15 protein-coding genes and 1 tRNA gene are annotated in these 16952 nt (G+C 45.5%); 7 read left to right on the top strand and 9 right to left on the bottom strand.

The features are described 5' to 3' along the window. Positions 1-115: 115 nt before the first annotated feature. The gene (locus ABZR88_RS15150; RefSeq protein ID WP_107826529.1) at positions 116-1015 is read left to right on the top strand and encodes a VOC family protein; all 900 of its coding nucleotides are present in this window, start codon (positions 116-118) and stop codon (positions 1013-1015) included. Between the two features lie 83 nt (positions 1016-1098). Further along, positions 1099-1185, top strand: a tRNA-Ser gene (locus tag ABZR88_RS15145). A 481-nt stretch (positions 1186-1666) separates the two neighbouring features. Here ABZR88_RS15145 and ABZR88_RS15140 read toward each other — a convergent pair. Together ABZR88_RS15140 and ABZR88_RS15135 are read right to left on the bottom strand one after the other, a co-directional pair. Continuing rightward, on the bottom strand, positions 1667-2248 hold the full coding sequence (locus ABZR88_RS15140) for a hypothetical protein (protein WP_107826530.1): 582 nt from the start codon (positions 2246-2248) through the stop codon (positions 1667-1669). Positions 2249-2260: 12 nt separating this feature from the next. Further along, positions 2261-3130: an RHS repeat-associated core domain-containing protein gene (locus ABZR88_RS15135; protein WP_245916959.1), complete on the bottom strand. Its 870-nt coding sequence runs from the start codon at positions 3128-3130 to the stop codon at positions 2261-2263. A gap of 83 nt (positions 3131-3213) precedes the next feature. Between ABZR88_RS15135 and ABZR88_RS15130 the strand changes: the two genes are divergently transcribed. The 5 genes from ABZR88_RS15130 (at position 3214) to ABZR88_RS15110 (ending at position 11407) form a co-directional block, all read left to right on the top strand. Then, positions 3214-3828, top strand: coding sequence for an RNA polymerase sigma factor (locus ABZR88_RS15130; protein WP_107826532.1), 615 nt, complete (start codon positions 3214-3216; stop codon positions 3826-3828). A gap of 65 nt (positions 3829-3893) precedes the next feature. Next, positions 3894-5084 (top strand): FecR family protein, encoded by a 1191-nt coding sequence (locus ABZR88_RS15125; RefSeq protein ID WP_107826533.1) that lies wholly within the window; start codon positions 3894-3896, stop codon positions 5082-5084. Positions 5085-5291: 207 nt separating this feature from the next. Beyond that, entirely contained in the window at positions 5292-8513 is a 3222-nt protein-coding gene (locus ABZR88_RS15120) for a TonB-dependent receptor (RefSeq protein ID WP_170113518.1), read from the top strand. 34 nt (positions 8514-8547) lie between these two features. Beyond that, on the top strand, positions 8548-10191 hold the full coding sequence (locus tag ABZR88_RS15115) for a RagB/SusD family nutrient uptake outer membrane protein (protein WP_107826535.1): 1644 nt from the start codon (positions 8548-8550) through the stop codon (positions 10189-10191). 31 nt (positions 10192-10222) lie between these two features. Next, complete coding sequence (locus ABZR88_RS15110) at positions 10223-11407, top strand: CehA/McbA family metallohydrolase (RefSeq protein ID WP_107826536.1); 1185 nt, start codon at positions 10223-10225, stop codon at positions 11405-11407. 139 nt (positions 11408-11546) lie between these two features. Here the strand turns inward: ABZR88_RS15110 and ABZR88_RS15105 are convergent, their stop codons facing one another. The 7 genes from ABZR88_RS15105 to ABZR88_RS15075 form a co-directional block, all read right to left on the bottom strand. After that, complete coding sequence (locus tag ABZR88_RS15105) at positions 11547-11999, bottom strand: cold-shock protein (protein ID WP_107826537.1); 453 nt, start codon at positions 11997-11999, stop codon at positions 11547-11549. A 78-nt stretch (positions 12000-12077) separates the two neighbouring features. Beyond that, positions 12078-12269, bottom strand: coding sequence for a cold-shock protein (locus ABZR88_RS15100; RefSeq protein ID WP_107826538.1), 192 nt, complete (start codon positions 12267-12269; stop codon positions 12078-12080). A gap of 145 nt (positions 12270-12414) precedes the next feature. After that, positions 12415-13029, bottom strand: coding sequence for a hypothetical protein (locus ABZR88_RS15095; protein WP_107826539.1), 615 nt, complete (start codon positions 13027-13029; stop codon positions 12415-12417). Between the two features lie 96 nt (positions 13030-13125). Further along, on the bottom strand, positions 13126-13878 hold the full coding sequence (locus ABZR88_RS15090; protein ID WP_107826540.1) for a hypothetical protein: 753 nt from the start codon (positions 13876-13878) through the stop codon (positions 13126-13128). 300 nt (positions 13879-14178) lie between these two features. Next, positions 14179-14553, bottom strand: coding sequence for a multidrug efflux SMR transporter (locus ABZR88_RS15085; protein ID WP_107826541.1), 375 nt, complete (start codon positions 14551-14553; stop codon positions 14179-14181). 4 nt (positions 14554-14557) lie between these two features. Next, complete coding sequence (locus tag ABZR88_RS15080; protein WP_107826542.1) at positions 14558-15502, bottom strand: sterol desaturase family protein; 945 nt, start codon at positions 15500-15502, stop codon at positions 14558-14560. Then, the gene (locus ABZR88_RS15075) at positions 15495-16934 is read right to left on the bottom strand and encodes an N-acetylneuraminate synthase family protein (protein WP_245916960.1); all 1440 of its coding nucleotides are present in this window, start codon (positions 16932-16934) and stop codon (positions 15495-15497) included. Before ABZR88_RS15075 ends, ABZR88_RS15080 begins: the two co-directional genes overlap by 8 nt. Positions 16935-16952: the final 18 nt, after the last annotated feature.

The following is a 16952-nucleotide window of genomic DNA, read 5'->3' as shown; positions in this document are numbered from 1 at the left end:
CATAAGGGGCGATTTAACAGATCGCCCTTTTATGTTTAACCCAACAATCTACACATGAATTAGTTGCAGGTCTGTAAAATCCCTAACTTTACCATTAACCAAAATCCGTTTACCTATGTTACCAATAACACCGCACCTTTGGTTTGACGACCAGAAAGCTAAAGAAGCTGCTGAGTTTTATACTTCGCTGCTGCCAGATTCAGCCATTTCAGCTGTCAATCATTTTGATACGCCGTTTGGTACTTGCGAGTTGGTGGAGTTTACGTTGGCGAGCCAGCCTTTTATGGGGATTGGCGCAGCAAAATCGCAAAAGGTTAGTCCGGCAATTTCGTTTATGATCAATTTTGATCCCTCACGTGATCCTGACGCCGCCAGGCGCATTGATGAAGTATGGAGTAAACTCTCAGCCGGCGGACAGGTAATGATGCCGATTGACCGTTACCCTTTCAGCGAGCGTTATGGCTGGGTGGCCGATAAATACGGTATCTCGTGGCAGCTCATCCTTACCAACCCAGAGGGAGAGGAGCGTCCGGTAATTGTACCGTCGCTCATGTACACCGGCGATGTTGCCGGCCGTGCTGAAGAAGCGATTGATTTTTACTGCTCGGTATTTAAAGATGGTAAACGCGGTATTACTGCCCGTTACCCGGCTGGCATGGCGCCCGACAAAGAAGGCACCCTGATGTATGCCGATTTTTATGCCGATGCTACCTGGATGGCGGCGATGGACAGTGCCCACCCGCACGATTTTACTTTTAATGATGCCGTTTCATTGCTGATTCCCTGCGAAAGCCAACAGGAGATTGACCAATATTGGGCAGCCCTGACAGCCGACGGCGGGCAACCCGGCCAGTGCGGCTGGTTGAAAGACAAGTTTGGCGTATCATGGCAGGTAGCTACCACAGTGGTACCCGATACCATCAAAAACGGCACGCGCGAGCAGATTGACCGTGTAATGGGGGCCTTTATGCAGATGACTAAAGTTGATGTAGCAGCGTTGCTGCAGGCGCGATAGGGCATAAAGTGAACTTGATATTTACCCGCCAAAGAAATCATAGAAAATGATACCTTTGCCGTCCCCGTTTTTTAGGGGCATATGGAGAGGTGTCAGAGTGATCGAATGTGCCTGACTCGAAATCAGGTGTACTGTAACAGGTACCGGGGGTTTGAATCCCTCCCTCTCCGCAACTTAAATTTAAAAAGCCCGTAAATAATATTATTTACGGGCTTTTTTGTTTACCATACATCAATGGTGGCAAATTAGGTGGCAATTTTACAACTCTCTGTTTAAGAACAAGCATACTAATTTATCCATTCAGGCTTTCTCGGGGCCAAGATCAAGCATGAAAGACGCAAGATTGTGTTGCTATTTGAAATAGATGCTAAACATACATTGCAAGCGAGCTTAAAGCATCACTCGGTTATCTAATTGGTCTGTCTGAATTAATGATTGACAGCGAGCCTCTTACTCATGTGTTGGATATTAATGTATTATCTATTGAAGATAAACAGCAACTCTACGCTCTAATAGATGCACTGCCTATAAAGCCAAGAAAGCTTACATAAAGTAAATAGAAAAGCCCAGCTTGTGGCTGGGCTTAGGTAGTAGTTGCAAACTGCTGTTATGTGTACTTTAAGAGCTATAAGCTCGCGAGAAAAGTAAGAATTAGTCCAATGAAGCCTTTGACATGCAATCAAAAGCGACTTGCTTCAATCCAACTAGCTGATTCATAAATACGTTACGTTTTTCCTCATCACCGATGTTAGGCAATAGTCTTTGATAGTTGTCCAATTTAATATAATCATCACTTGCATCTCCAAGATATGGAAGCCCATGATTAAGTTCATGCTGGTTCATAGAAACATGCCCAATAAGTCGATTGCCGTATATAATAAGAGCTTCCTGATCATTGGGAGAAAGATCTAATGCTCTTCTAATCAAATTTATATTCGAGCTCCATTTATAGGGTATTGGGTTAGTTGGCTCTTCCTTAATCCAGTGTTCAAGATCCGGCAATAACGTGCTATGATAAAGATTATAAGGTAATAGCTCATAATCTGCAGAATTGAATACCAACTTGTTGACTATATCAATAAACTGTCTTCTTGAGGATGTATCTTGCTTTTTATATATATTAATAAAATCATTCATCGATTTTTGTGCTGCTTTCCGCAGACCCTCTTTTTTTAAAATAAAATACTCCACAAACTTATCACACCATCCGAGGCTTTTAATTGAATCTATCATAATATCAAAAATTTATTGCGCGGGTTTAATGTCATGATGTTGGTTTAAATCCTTTGGTTGCTGCGGGTTTTGACCAGCGTTATAATGATCGCCTTGATCACCTTTACCACCATCTCCATACTCATGCGGCTTGTCGCGTCTTATAACAACCTTTTGACCATCGCTATTTGTATATTCATGCTGTACTACATTTCTACTATCAAGGCCCGCCGCATCACCCTCCGGGGTGTTTGGTTTTATTGTACGACCTGGCTGCTGACTACGAGGAACCCCATTTCTGTCTTTTGCTTTTCTCAAGGCCTCTCGCTCTGTCTTACTTTTTGTATCTTTCTTATCACCAAAGGTTCCATTAGCTTTAACTATGTTAGGTTTGCTGATCGTTGGCGGGTTGTTTACTATAGTTGCGTCTCTGGGAGCCACTATATTAGGCCCGGATCGATGGATTGTAGTTAGAGTTATTGCAGTTGCCCCTTCAACAAAAACTGCTCCACCAACGGCTTGCGTTGCGGTTACCCCTTCAAAGACTGTAGCTAAAGCTTCTAATCCTTCTATAATTGGGATTAAACAAAAGCCACAATTCCCATCAGGGTCATTATATCTAATTGGATTATTAACAGTATAGGCATAAGGCGAATTATCTATTTGTAAAGGATGTTCCGCCAACTTATCCACACTCGTCCACCTCCCAATCACCGGATCATAGAACCTTGCGCCGTAATCATATTGGTTGGTTAGATCAGTTTGAATCTCCTTTCCATGATAAAGGTAACGGTTATTATTGGAGTAATCATAACCACCGGTTGGCTTACGCAGTTCAAAACTGTAGTACTCATCTTCCTGAATCACGCGGGCCGTGCCGCTGTTGCTATCAACTTTTAACAAATTGATAATATTGGCTAAACCGGAAATGCACGGGCGGTAACCAAATTTGTACCCCGAATTGATACCCCATAAGCTCTGAGTTGATGTCTCGTTTTGGTAAGTCTGGTTTAGCGTTAAAAGCGCATTGGGATGCTTTCCTTTTGGAAGGTGATCAGGATGTTTTTTATACGCTTTACGCTCACTATCATGATTACCTCATCTATCTGGGTAATTTGAGAGGCGCCACGCTGGATAAGTCTAAAGATTGTATTAACGATCTTTTCTTGTACGTGTTTGAGAACCGAAGCAGGTTGCTGCACATCCGTAATCACCATAACTACCTGGTTACTGCTTTTATCCGTAACCTTTTCCGCAAACCACATTTCTGCGCAGAAGAAAGCCTGGAGCTGCTGGACTTGCCCGGCATGCCTGTTTACCCATCGGTAGAGGCCGAATATATTCAGCAAACAACCGAAAAAGAGGTGGCCGAGGCGCTGCAAGCCTACATAGGCGAGCTGTCTGAAAGTCAAACTAAAATTGTTTATCAGAAATTCTATCTCGGCCTCAGTTATGAGCAGATAGCCGATGTTAATGATATCTCCGTCAAAACAGCCTATAACACCGTTTATAATTCTGTCGGTAAGCTTAGAAAGCTCATCGGGCAGGAGTATGTGGGGCTTGTTTCTACTGCTCTTTCATTGATTGTCTTCTTTTTTTAATTTTTTTTCAAAAAAGCATAGGAAAAATTGCGAGCATCTTGCTCTATTGGGCAAAGCTTTAGCAAATGCTTGAAAAAGACCTCGTGCAATTACTCCATCAGGAGAGCTTTCTGAACTATTGTTTCGGACGGGACGATCATGATGTGAGGCATTGGAAGCAATGGGTGGAAGAACATCCCGAAGATGCGTTGCAGATTGAAGAACTGAGACGGACGGTGATGATGATGGCCAAAACATCGCAGGAAATGCTGCGCGATCGGCATTTTGAAGAGCTACAGCAAAAAATGGCCGGCGTACCGATGCTGCCGGCAAAGAAAAAATCATTCTGGAAAATATCATATGCCGCTGCAGCAGCTGTGCTCATCATGGCAGCTGGCGTTGCGCTTTTTTACCTGCGCGGTGAAAATCGGGTGCAAAATAATGTCATCGCTCAAAAAAAGGAGATCAAGCCGGGCAGTAATAAGGCCATCCTCACACTGGCCAACGGCAAGAAGATCGTTTTAACAGATTCTGTTAACGGACAGATTGCGGTGCAGGCCGGTATTAAGATCAGTAAGACCGCTCAGGGTCAAATAATTTATGAATTATCTGATAGTGGAGTGGGGGATAACGCCTCGGCCCCCGTATTTAACACGGTGGAAGCGCCTACCGGCGGACAGTGGGAGGTGGTTTTGCCAGATCGTTCTAAAGTTTGGCTCAATGCCCGGTCAAGCCTTACCTATCCAACATATTTTGCCGGCAATGAACGCCGGGTAGCACTAAAGGGCGAAGCTTATTTTGAAATTACCCATAACGAAACAATGCCCTTCAGGGTAACCAGCAAAACACAAACGGTGGAAGTGCTAGGCACACATTTCAATATTATGGCTTATGATAATGAGCAGTTGATGAAAACCACGCTGCTACAAGGCTCAGTAAGGATTTCAGATCATGGCCGCACACGCATACTGGTTCCGGGAGAGCAGGCCCAGGTTAGCGATGGAGCCCTGCAGGTAACCAGTGATGTAGACATAGAAGATGTGGTATCCTGGAAAAATGGCTATTTCAAGTTTAATGAAAGCCTGGAAAGCATAATGCGCAAGGTGGCACGCTGGTATGACGTGGATGTTGTTTACGCCAACAATACAGATCCGTCGGTACGTTTTGGTGGCAAGATATCGCGCTACAAAAACCTAGCATCCGCGCTGAAAATAATGGAGTTAACCGGAAATATTCACTTTAAAGTTGAAGGAAGGAGGGTTACCGTTATGCAGTAATACTAACCAGGCAAAACGGTAATCCACAAAAAAGCCAGGGGTGCTTGGAACCACCACTGGCAGATGTTTTTGGGCTTACCGTCAGATCAACGAAAAATAATACGCTAATAATATTTTTTGAATAAACCCTAATAACAAATGTATAAAACTTTTTTACAAGTCAGGCGCAGTATTTTTTCTCAAGTCCCGAAAAAAAGCCTGATAACGATGAAACTCATCATCGTGCTAACAATGATTGCGCTGCAGGTTAGTGCGCGCAGTCTGGCACAAAAAATCACCTTAAACAAAACCAATGCATCGCTTGAACTGGTGTTTGACGACATCAGGAACCAAAGCGGATATGACTTTTTTTATAACCTGCGGTTAATCAAAACCGCTAAACCGGTTACCATAAACGTAAAAGACGCAGAGCTGGAAGACGTTCTGACGCAAATTTTCAGTAATCAACCTTTAACCTACACCATTGCTAAAGACGAAAAGGCGGTGGTGGTAAAAGAAAGAAAAGGCCCAACGCCACCACATAAAGTTACCGGCAAGGTGGTTGACGAACAAGGTATTACGCTAATTGGCGTAGTAGTAAAATGCAAAGCCAACAATGCCACCGTGATAACCGATAAAGACGGAAACTTTGGCATTACGGTACCTAATGATAATGCAACGCTGGTTTTTTCGTACGTAGGTTACAAAACGCGTGAACTACTGGCAGATCAGGCTAACCTGGCCATCACCATGCAGCCGGATGCTTCTGCATTGAACGAGGTTGTAGTTGTGGGTTACGGTACACAGAAACGTACCGACCTTACCGGTTCACTAAGCTCTGTATCTAACGATAAGATTGTAGCTACACACTTTAACAACGCCGTGCAGGCGCTGGCCGGTCAGTTGCCGGGTGTAGACATTGTAACCAATAGCACCAAGCCGGGTGGTGGTTTCGATATCTCTATCCGCGGACAGAATACCATTAAATCGGGTACAGATTTAAGTGCCATCAATCCGCCCCTGTATGTATTAGATGGTATCTATGTTAGCTCTATCAATGATATCTCGCCTACAGACATTGAGCGGATTGACGTATTGAAGGATGCTTCTTCAACAGCCATCTATGGTTCGCGCGGGGCAAATGGTGTAATTATTGTTACCACCAAAAAAGGGAAGCAAGGCAGAAGTTCTGTAGAATATACAGGCTCGGGTAGCATTAGTACGGCCATGAACCTGCCGCACTTTACCAATGCCGATGAGTGGGTACAGTATCGTATAGACCGCAGTAAAGGACAAAATTATACCAACCCCAACTACCAGCCAGACTTGCAGCAGTTGCTGGGCACGGCGGCATATAACAATTATGTAGCAGGCAAATCTATTAGCTGGCCGGATCAGATCCTGAAGACGTCGTACTCGCAATCGCATGCAGTGAGCGTGAATGGCAGTGCCGAAAAGCTTACTTACAGCCTGGGTGCGGCATACAATTCTGAAAATGGTGAAATTGATGGCGATGGCTATAACCGCTACAACCTGAATGCATCGCTTGGCAAACAGATCAACAACACATTGAAGATAGGAGCCACCATCTATACGGCATACGAAATTACCAAGCAGGCCAGTCCCGAAACCTTCCGTACCATTTATCGCCTTAATCCGCTATCTGATAAGTTTAATGCAGACGGCTCGCTTAAGTTCTATCCTGACGGAATAACAACCATTACCAACCCTTTCTTAGAAGAAAAGAACAGGCACACCCAAGCCAACAACACGCATACTTTTGGAAACGTGTACCTGGAGGCAAAACCACTGACGTGGTTGAAGTTCACCACCACCTTTGCACCCGATATCAGCCATGCAGAAGGCGCCTCATACATCGGGTCGATGACCAAAACCGGCGCAGGTGCGCTGGCCAACAGCAGTGCCCAATACCAGGCCGGACGCACGGTAAAATATACCTGGGATAACTTGTTGCAGGCCGATAAAACCTTTGGCGATCATACGGTAAACTTCCTTTTGGGTTCGTCTTATTATAAATCAGCCATCATGAATTCGGCCGAGGCGGCAAGAGCATTCCCTACCGACGCTTATGATTGGTATAACCTGGGTGCAGGTACCATGTCTTCCATGTCTACCGCCTATACCCAAGAACAATTGGATTCATATTTCGGACGTTTGAACTATGACTATAAAGGCCGTTACCTCTTAACCGCTACAGGGCGTACAGACGGTAGCTCTAAACTGGCCGAAGGGCACAAATGGGCATTCTTCCCATCAGCAGCCGCTGCCTGGAGAATTTCTGAAGAAGACTTTTTGAAAGATAATACCGTGCTGTCTAACCTGAAATTGCGCTTTAGCTATGGTGTATCGGGCAATAATGGTGTGTCGCCTTATAGCAGTTATCCAACGGTAGCCAATGCCAGGTACCTTTTTGGCACCTCAAGCGTGGTAAACACATCGTCTATAACGCGCTTTGCAAATAAAAACCTCACCTGGGAACGAACTAACGAGTTTAACCTTGGTGTAGACTTTGAACTTTTCAAAGGAAGAATCGGTGGAACGATTGATCTGTACAACCGCCGCACCAACGGTATTATTATGAACAGGGTAATGTCTGTACTTAACGGGTTTACCAGTTTGACAGATAATGTGGGTTCGGTTAACAACAAGGGTATTGAAATTGCCTTGAACACCGTGAACATTAAAACCGATAACTTCTCATGGAATACATCGCTCAACTTTGCCTCTAACAGCAATAAAATTGTAAGTCTTTCTGACGGTTCTACCCGCGATGAGGCCAACGGCTGGTTTGTGGGGCAACCTGTAGGTGTTGTATGGACATACGATCAGGTTGGTTATTGGGGCGAAAACGAGGCTGCAGAAGCTAAGAAATACGGTCTGGCGCCTGGTAGTATCAAAATACGCGATATTGATAACAGCGGCACCATCAACAATGCCGATAAGGTATTCAAAGGCTCACTTTTCCCTAAATGGACAGGAGGTATCACCAATAACTTTACTTACAAAAATGTAGATCTGGCATTTACGGTGACCACACGCCAGGGGCAATATTCCTATTCGCAGTTCCATGGATCGTACTCGCTGGAGGACAACGAGAATTTCAACGTGCTGAAGCTCAACTACTGGACACCGCAAAACCCCGGTGGTACCTGGGTGCGCCCCGGTGTGCCTTCCGGCCCGATGGAAGTGTTGTATTACCAGAAGACTTCATACGTAAGGGTGGGCTACATCAATGCTGGCTACAACCTGCCTAAGAACCTGATTGGCAGATTAGGGCTTAGCAAGCTGCGCGTATTTGCTTCGTGTCAAAACCCCTTCATCTTTACCGATTATGTAGGCTGGGATCCGGAAAACGCAGGCAAAGACACGCAGACTTACGGCTATACGATGACGCGTAAGTTTATGTTCGGACTCAATTTAGCGTTTTAATTCATTAAGAATCACGCACATTATATTATATATCATGAAAAAGATAATTAACTGTGTACTGGCTGTTTCGTTGCTGGTATTCGCTCAGTCGTGCAGCCTGCAGGAGGTTAACCCTTCGTCGGTAACGAGCGACAAGTATTTCGTCACTCAAGACTCGTATGAGGAGCTGGTAAGCGAAACGTACAGATACCTGCGCCCATTATTGCAAAACACCTCGCACATGTGGTATGGTACAGACATGTATGATCGTACAGGAGTGGTAGATGACACCCAATTGCCTCTTAACGATTACACCACATTTACTGGTAACGAGAGCCAGGGCTGGTGGACTGATAACTACAACGTGATCACCAAAGCCAACACGGCCCTGTCTCGCGGAGCGGCTATAAAAGGTAACATAGACCCTAAGCTATACGCTACCCGCACCGGCGAATTACTTGCCCTGCGCGCTTATGCCTATTTTAACTTGGTAGAATCATTTGGCGGTGTGCCGATTATTACGAGCGAAGTGACCGAGGCTACCTACAATTTCACCCGTTCATCCGAAGAGGACGTGTATAAGCAAATTGTGAGTGACCTTAATCAGGCCCTCACCCTGTTACCGGCCGACCCAAGCGACTATGGACGCGTAGCGCAGGCCATGGCTCAGCACCTGCTTGGCAAAGTGTTGCTTACACGCAGCTATAAATCGTACGCGCAATCAACTGATCTGGCAAACGCCGTTAGCGCGCTGCAAGTTGCCATGAGCAAATCAACACTTTCTACATGGGATGCACTCTTCGGCGATCAATATTCAACTGCCGGCAATAAAGAAGTCATCTTTGCGGTACGTTATTCCAGCGTTGATGCGAATAACAAAAATGGCAACAACCTTTACCAACAGTTCAAGTTTTGGACCGACAGATTTCCGGGTGGAGCGCTGGCAGCGCCGTACTGGCGCCAGGATGCCTCTTATCAGCCTACATCTTACGTTTTCAACCTCTACGCGGCCAATGATTACCGGGCGTCTGAGCGATTTTTGCAAAGACACATTGTGGCTGCTGCCAATGCAACAGGCCCCAATGGCGCAATCAAAACAGGCGATAACGTAATCTATCTGCCGCGCGTGGCAATGAGCCCTGCCGAGATCACCGCTTATGAGGCTGCCAACAAGCCAACGTATTATGTGGTAAATCCAGATCAGTATCATACTTTTTTTGGTTCGAATGTGATCTATCCAATCATCTGGAAATTCTATGACCCTACGGTAGTAGTTTATACCAACTCTGGTGTAGACCCGCAAGGTCACCGCGATACCTATATCTTCCGTCGTGCCGAAACCATGCTGCTGCTGGCCGAAGCTTATATTAAACAAGGACAGGGGGCATTAGCAACCGGCTTGATCAATGAATTGCGCCAAAGAGCCAAGCTTACCGGTGCTGACCTGCTGACAGGCAACGCCACGATATCAGACGTGCTCGATGAATCTGCCCGTGAACTGTTCGGTGAGTCAAACCGCTGGATGGATCTTAAGCGTACCGGCACGCTGCTTACCCGCGCTGCGCAATACAACGCGTTCACCGCTCACAATCATACCGGCGGCGCCATTGATGCCAAGTACTTATTACGCCCTATCCCGGTAACGGAGATTGTGCGTAGCCCAACACTAACACAAAACCCTGGCTATCCTAGTAAATAAACAATTGTAGAATCACTTAATCATTATCAAAATGTACAAAAATATTCGCACCGTATTTGCACTGCTGGCCATGATTGGCGCTGGCAACATGGTATCTGCACAACAAAAAATAGCAAAAGATCATGTTAACCCATGGATTAAGCCGCTGCCCCCGCTGCCTCCAATTGCCAGCCTTACTGAAGGCGAATGGATGAAAGGCGACCTGCACGTTCACTCCAGCTACAGCTCTGAGGGCGGCTATGATCCGCAGCGTCACCCTATCTCAAAAATTAAAGCTTTTGCAAAATCTGTAGGTTTCGGTTTTATCGGTATTACCGATCATGATAATCACGTTCTGGGTAATACGGCGAACAATACCTGGGCCGACACCGCCTTTAAGTCTGACAACTCTTTGCTGATGCTTTACGGCGCTGAGTGGACCACCACCCGCGGTCATGGTAATACTTTTTCTGCCACACCTTACGATCACCAGAAGTTTTATGACGTGCGCGATCAGCGCGATGCGGACATTGCCAAGGTGAAAAAAGAGCTGGGTATCCACCTGTCAGCCAATCACCCGGCCGGCCCTAAAGATCACTTCGGTTTTTCTTATGACCTGGTTGACGCTATGGAAGTTTGGAACTCATGCCTGTGGACCAAAAATGCCAACTCAAACCTGATTTGGGAAGATATGCTGTCATCAGGCCGCAGAATTACCGGCCGTGGCGGTAGCGATGTGCACCGTCCAAGTGATGTAAATTACATTGGTACGCCAACCACCTGGGTGTTTGCCGCCAAACACACCTCGCAAGGCGTGGTAGATGCATTGCTGAACGGTCGTGTTTCTGTAAGCGCAAACCCTTACGCACCACGCGTTGAGTTTTTTGCCGACATTAACCAGGATGGTAAAATGGATATGATGATGGGCGACAATGCCAAAGCAGAAGGTAAACCGGTGAAATTCCGTGTGGAGCTGAAAGGTAATGTAAAGGCCGATAGCACTTACACTATTCACGTAATTAAAAACGGCAGCGACTTTGGCGACTATAAAATGCAGGGTAAAAACCCGGTAGTAGAGTTTAGCGACTCGCCGAGAGCCATCCAGCGCAGCTATTACCGCTTAACGGTAGAAGGCCCGTCAACCGATTACCCGGAGGTTCCTAAATCTGCAAAAGTAACCGGTAACATGGTAGCCCTGTCAAATCCAATTTATTTCAACTTCGATCCGAAGTTTTAATGAACTTTAACAGATAGCTATCTAAAACTCAGCGGCGGGTTCGCTGTTGAGCATGCAAGGACTAAAGCCTGGTAGAGTTTTCTATCAGGCTTTTAATTTTATATATATGGTTGTAAACTGCAACAGAGCAGTATACCGATTAAATCTTGGCTACTTTAATGGCAGCAGGCCCTTTCTGGCCTCTGCTGGGCTCATAGGTCACGCGGTCATTTTCACGGATGATGCCGGTTACATCGCTTACATGGACGAATATACTTTCCCTGCTGATCTCATCGCGGATAAAGCCAAACCCCTTTTGCTCGTTGAACAACGTAACGACTCCTTTGCGTACAGCATCTTCAGGCATGGCAATCTGTTTAGCAGCACCAAGCTGAATATCTTCCAGCGCAATCTCTTTTCTTTTGTTGTGTAAATCAGGCGGCGTGCTGGTGATGTTACCATCTGCGTCAACGTAAGCCATCATATCTTCCAGGCTTTTACCTTTTGATGAACTGGCTTTTCGCTCTTCGGTTTTGTCCTTTTTGTTCTGCTGTTTTTTCAGCCGTTTTTTCTCTTTTTCTTTTTTACTAAATGTTTCGTTGGATCTACCCATTAATGTTGTTTTGTTTAAAGAAATAAAAAAGCATCCCCTTTTTCAGAAGATGCTTTGTTAGTAATCATGATATAGTAATTAAGCTACTTTTACATTTACCGCGTTTGGTCCTTTACGGCCCTGCTCCACATCATAATTTACAACATCGTTTTCACGAATGTTATCGATCAGACCTGAAGAATGAACAAAGATTTCGGCACCGCCATCATTTGGCACAATAAAGCCAAAACCCTTTGTTTGATTGAAAAATTTAACTGTTCCTTGCATTATAAAATTATTGAAGGCTGCAAGGTAAGCATAAATAACGGTATAATGGGCTGTTATTCAAAAAAATATATCAACAGAGCGTAAAAACAAGTTAAGGGGGGTGTCTTTATTCTTTTGTCACGCGTTCTTTAATTGTCGCTTCCCTGCTTTATAAGTTCTTAACCCTCTGGAATTCTAAATCTGTATTTTTAAGGTTAAACTTAATATTGGTGCTGCAAACCTCGTCATTATACAAATTAATGTAAGTAACACCCTTGTCTACAAGCAGACTTATTTGTGTATCATTATTTAACCAATTGCCGCATTCTGAATTTTTAATGTGTTCGATTTGATATTTCAATCGGTCTCTAAAGTGTTTTGTGTTTTTTAGTTTCAATTGAAATATCTCATTTCCTGAAATCAAATAATTAAAAAAGATATAAACTTTAACATCTCTCGGGAATCGAAACATGGTATTTACAGTTTCTTTTAAGCAAAGAAGTTTTCCTGAATTATGGGTTATCCCTAGTTCTAGATTTACCTTGCAGTTTTTATTATCGCAGTACTCTTTTCTTATCTCTTTTGAGATAAGATTGTCAATAACATGAAGTTTTAATTCTCCTTCGACTACAGGTTTGGTAATGCTGAAATTCCCCCTTTTTGTTTTGATTACCCGAGCAGGAGAGGAGGGCGATTTTGCCTCCGATTGAAATAAATCAAACTTAGATTTCTGATGATGATGAATTGAAAGGAAAGTGAAAAGTATACTTATCAGAAGTCTCATTTATCTTTTTCTAAAGATACATAAATTCAAAAGCCCAACTATTCTTCTACGAATAATTGGGCTTTTGGAATTTACAAACAGTTATTAGCGTGATACCTATGGTCTTTGTACTTTGTACCCAAGGCCAATATTAACATTCACAAAAACGTTGCTTTGCTTGTTGTTAGGGCCGTTGTTCAGCTTGTAGTTATCGTCTATCCTCCAATTGCTGTTTGATGCTTGTAGGTAATAACCTATCCTCACGCCAATAGGGATGTTACGGTGAACTACGTAGTTGTCAATCTTTTTGTCTTTCACGCCAATCAGGTAGTCAAAGCCACCGCCAAACTCAAAACCTACGCGCGGGTTCCAGAGGGTTTTGCTGGAGGTTGAGTTCAATAGTTCTGTCGAAAAGTCTTGTGTATTCTGGGTACGGTTATCATCGCGGATGCGTAACATCGCATCAGACACGTTCAGACCTACAAAAGGGAACACCCGCATTTTTGCACGGGTGGCAACGTTATAACCCACACGGCCATAGATCTGGAATTGATTGTACTTAGCTTTAATACCGTTGGTTGGGTTTGGGGCCGAGGTAGAAGTAAAGCTGGCGCCAATACCATCCTCAATTATAATCTTCCCGCGGATGTGGTTCATAGAAAGATTGAGCCAATAATTGTTGTCGGGCAGTGATGGGATGCCGTTTGCATTCAAGATGCCGTTGAGTTGTCCAAGGTTACTGGGTCTGAACATGCCCTGCACCTGCATGGTTCCGGCAACAACCTTGTCTGGGTCGCTTTGTGCGTTGGCCGATGCTGCAATTGCCACTATCCCCGCCGAAAGCAACAGTGTTCTGGTAATTTTTTTCATAGTAAAGTATATGTAGGTATATACTTTAGTAATGCCAGAAGATGGTTTTTGTTTTGATGGGGTGGAGATGGAGCAACTCTGACCCCTCTTTAGCAAGTCTTTAGCCATAAGTATTCCAGACCTAAAAAGGATGTCATCCTGAGCTTGTCGAAGGGTGCGCGGTGGCCCAAATAGCAGGATAATGCTTCGACAGGCTCAGCATGACATGGTAAAATGGCGTTAATATTAAGGCTTCAAACGCTTATGGCTAAAAGTTCGTAGAGTACACATAGCAGCAATTTTCAACTGCCCGGCAAACAGCTACTGCGCCGCTGGCGCGTAATACTTCAAGCCAATAATCCCGCCCATAATCAGCAGCATGAAAAAAATCTCATGATAGGAGATGCGTTGCTGCATAAAGGTGATCTCTGATACTTTGATGAGTACCAGCGTTACGGCCGTCCATACGGCGTAGGCTACGGCGGTGGGTACGTTTTTAATGGCGAGCGAGAAAAAGTAGATATTGCCCACCCCGAAGATGATGTAGCCCGCAAAAGGTAGCCAGATGTATAAACCTGCTGGCAGGTAAAAGGTGTGCCATTGCAGGGTTTTGAGTTGGCTGAATTTCATCAGCTTTAAAGAGAATGTCCAGGCGGCCTCAAAGGCGGCGGCAATGATGAGAAAAATCCAGGCCACGGTGTTATGCTTGTTGTTCTTCTAATACGGGTACAGGGGCTGCAACAGGTTGTGTTACCAAAGGGGCCGGCTGTGTGGCTTTATTTTTACTGATACCCAATAACTTCATCAGATTTGGGCGCAGGTTATAATACCACCTGAACAGCGGGTTTTTAAGGAACCGACGCTCGTCAAACCGTTTTACCGAGAAGGCGTGCTGCAGAAAATAATCACGCGGATAATCATACGGCAACCCCCAGTTCTCCGGTAAATTACCCGGCGGGTGACCGGGATCATACACAGTACCAAACAGATGGTCCCAAACTGAAAACTTGGTAGAAAAGTTGGCGTGAAATACTTCCTGGTAATTAGCATGGTGCCATAAATGCAGCTCGGGCGAATTGAAGAAGTATTTCCACTTACCCAGTTTTACATTGATGTTAGCGTGGATGAACATGCCGAAAACAGCATCCAGCATTGCTTTGATCGGTACCACCTCTGGTGCAGCACCCAACAGAATGATGGGCGCAAACTCAATGGTTTGGTTGATGATGATCTCCATTACATGCGAGCGCGAGCCTGCCAAAAAATCAACCTCTTTGCCCGAGTGGTGTGCCTCATGCGTGCGCCATAGGAATTTGCTGGCGTGTTGCAGGCGATGAAACGAGTAGATATACAGATCATGCGTCACCAGGAAGAACAGCACCTGGGTCCACACGGGCCAGTCTTTTACAAACTGAATTTGGGACAGGTCCAGGTGGCGGCTCAGTGGCTGGATGATGTAATCAAAGATGATGATCTTCAGGAAAAAGCTTTGGATGAGTGTGTACCACACAAAATCAATCCAAAACCCCTCCCTGAAGAACGGTAGCCCTTTACGGTATGGTGCGATGCGTTCCCACGCGATGATGATCGCCATCCAACTGAAAAGGATAATAGAGCAAATGCTTTCTGTATCCAGCTTATGCATTAAATTTTTCGTTATACTCTGCGCTGATGTTTACGCGCAGGCGTTTCATTGGCGCCAGCTCGCTCTCATAAACTTTTTTGATCCCGTCGCCTGCGGCGGTTTCCACGTCGCGGATGTCGCGCACCAGGCGTTGCAGGCCTTGCGGCTCCACAGAAGCAGCATGGTCAGAGCCCCACATGGCACGATCCAACGTAAAGTGTCTTTCCACAAAGGTTGCACCCATAGCTACGGCGCCAACAGTGGTAGCCAAACCGGTCTCGTGACCAGAGTAGCCCACCGGAATGCCCGGGAATTTCTGCTCCAGCGTCTGGATCATACGCAGGTTCAGTTCCTCCGGTTTACAAGGGTAAGCCGAGGTGGAGTGCGCTACCATTACCGGGTAGTTAGGATCATACTGATGAATAAAAGCCATAGCGGTATCAATCTCATTCATGGTAGACATACCGGTAGATAACATTAGCGGGCGACCGGTTTGCAGGATTTTCTCGATCAATGCAGTATCAGTCAGCGATGCTGAAGCCAGTTTGTAGATCACGGTATCCAGCTGCTCCATAAAATCAACAGAGTTTACATCCCAGGGCGATACAAACCAGTCGATCCCCAGTTTTTTACAGTATTGGTCGATAGCTGCATACTCGGCAATGCCAAACTCGGTTTTGCGTTTGTAGTCAATATAACTCATACGGCCCCAAGGGGTATCGCGCATAATTTCCCATTGGTCTTTAGGTACGCAAATTTCAGGCGTACGTTTCTGGAATTTAACCGCGTCGGCCTTGGCAGCAACGGCCTCGTCAATCAGTTGTTTGGCAATCTCTAACGAGCCATTGTGATTGATGCCGATCTCGGCAATGATATAGCAAGGCTCGCCTGCACCAATCTTGCGGCCGTTGCTCAGGGTAACCGCGCCATTTTTAACAGGCACGCCCTGGTTAGCGCCGGTTTGCGCTTCAATAATCAGCTCGGCAAACTCGCGGAAGCAGGCATCGCCACCGTTAGCGTGACAAACATAATCAACCATATTGCGGATGCCTGGCAGCGCATCAGCCGGAGCGGCAGAGAGGCCTACCATTTTCAATACTTCAGCATCGTTATAATCATCGCCAATGTAAGCCACTTCTTCGGCTTTCAGTTCCAGGCGGGTCATGATGTCGCGCAGCACTTCCGGTTTGTTTTTGGCAAACAGGTGCAGCTCGGTAATGTTCAGTTTCTCGGCACGGGCCACTACCGACGGCGATTTCTCACCGGTGATGATAGCAGTTTCTATGCCGGCCAGTTTGCGCAGGCGCTCAACGCCCATACCATCGCGCATGTTAAACTTCTTATTTTCTTCGCCGTTAGCGCCGTAGTAAACGCCGCCATCGGTTAGTACGCCATCACAATCAGTAATCAGTAACTGGATGCGTGTTGCTTTTTGTTGTAGGATGTCTTTCATATAGTTTTTTTTCGGGTT

Origin of the sequence: Mucilaginibacter yixingensis, from assembly GCF_041080815.1 — a bacterium.
GTDB lineage: Bacteria > Bacteroidota > Bacteroidia > Sphingobacteriales > Sphingobacteriaceae > Mucilaginibacter > Mucilaginibacter yixingensis.
This window is presented reverse-complemented; position numbering and strand designations above follow the sequence as displayed.

What these genes read in the sequence shown, in the direction of transcription:
- ABZR88_RS15125 (WP_107826533.1), top strand. Translation starts at nt 3,894, where the DNA reads ATGCTTGAAAAAGACCTCGTGCAATTACTCCATCAGGAGAGCTTTCTG.
- ABZR88_RS15130 (WP_107826532.1), top strand. Translation starts at nt 3,214, where the DNA reads ATGTCTCGTTTTGGTAAGTCTGGTTTAGCGTTAAAAGCGCATTGGGAT.
- ABZR88_RS15115 (WP_107826535.1), top strand. Translation starts at nt 8,548, where the DNA reads ATGAAAAAGATAATTAACTGTGTACTGGCTGTTTCGTTGCTGGTATTC.
- ABZR88_RS15110 (WP_107826536.1), top strand. Translation starts at nt 10,223, where the DNA reads ATGTACAAAAATATTCGCACCGTATTTGCACTGCTGGCCATGATTGGC.
- ABZR88_RS15075 (WP_245916960.1), bottom strand. Translation starts at nt 16,934, where the DNA reads ATGAAAGACATCCTACAACAAAAAGCAACACGCATCCAGTTACTGATT.
- ABZR88_RS15150 (WP_107826529.1), top strand. Translation starts at nt 116, where the DNA reads ATGTTACCAATAACACCGCACCTTTGGTTTGACGACCAGAAAGCTAAA.
- ABZR88_RS15095 (WP_107826539.1), bottom strand. Translation starts at nt 13,029, where the DNA reads ATGAGACTTCTGATAAGTATACTTTTCACTTTCCTTTCAATTCATCAT.
- ABZR88_RS15090 (WP_107826540.1), bottom strand. Translation starts at nt 13,878, where the DNA reads ATGAAAAAAATTACCAGAACACTGTTGCTTTCGGCGGGGATAGTGGCA.
- ABZR88_RS15080 (WP_107826542.1), bottom strand. Translation starts at nt 15,502, where the DNA reads ATGCATAAGCTGGATACAGAAAGCATTTGCTCTATTATCCTTTTCAGT.
- ABZR88_RS15105 (WP_107826537.1), bottom strand. Translation starts at nt 11,999, where the DNA reads ATGGGTAGATCCAACGAAACATTTAGTAAAAAAGAAAAAGAGAAAAAA.
- ABZR88_RS15140 (WP_107826530.1), bottom strand. Translation starts at nt 2,248, where the DNA reads ATGATAGATTCAATTAAAAGCCTCGGATGGTGTGATAAGTTTGTGGAG.
- ABZR88_RS15120 (WP_170113518.1), top strand. Translation starts at nt 5,292, where the DNA reads ATGAAACTCATCATCGTGCTAACAATGATTGCGCTGCAGGTTAGTGCG.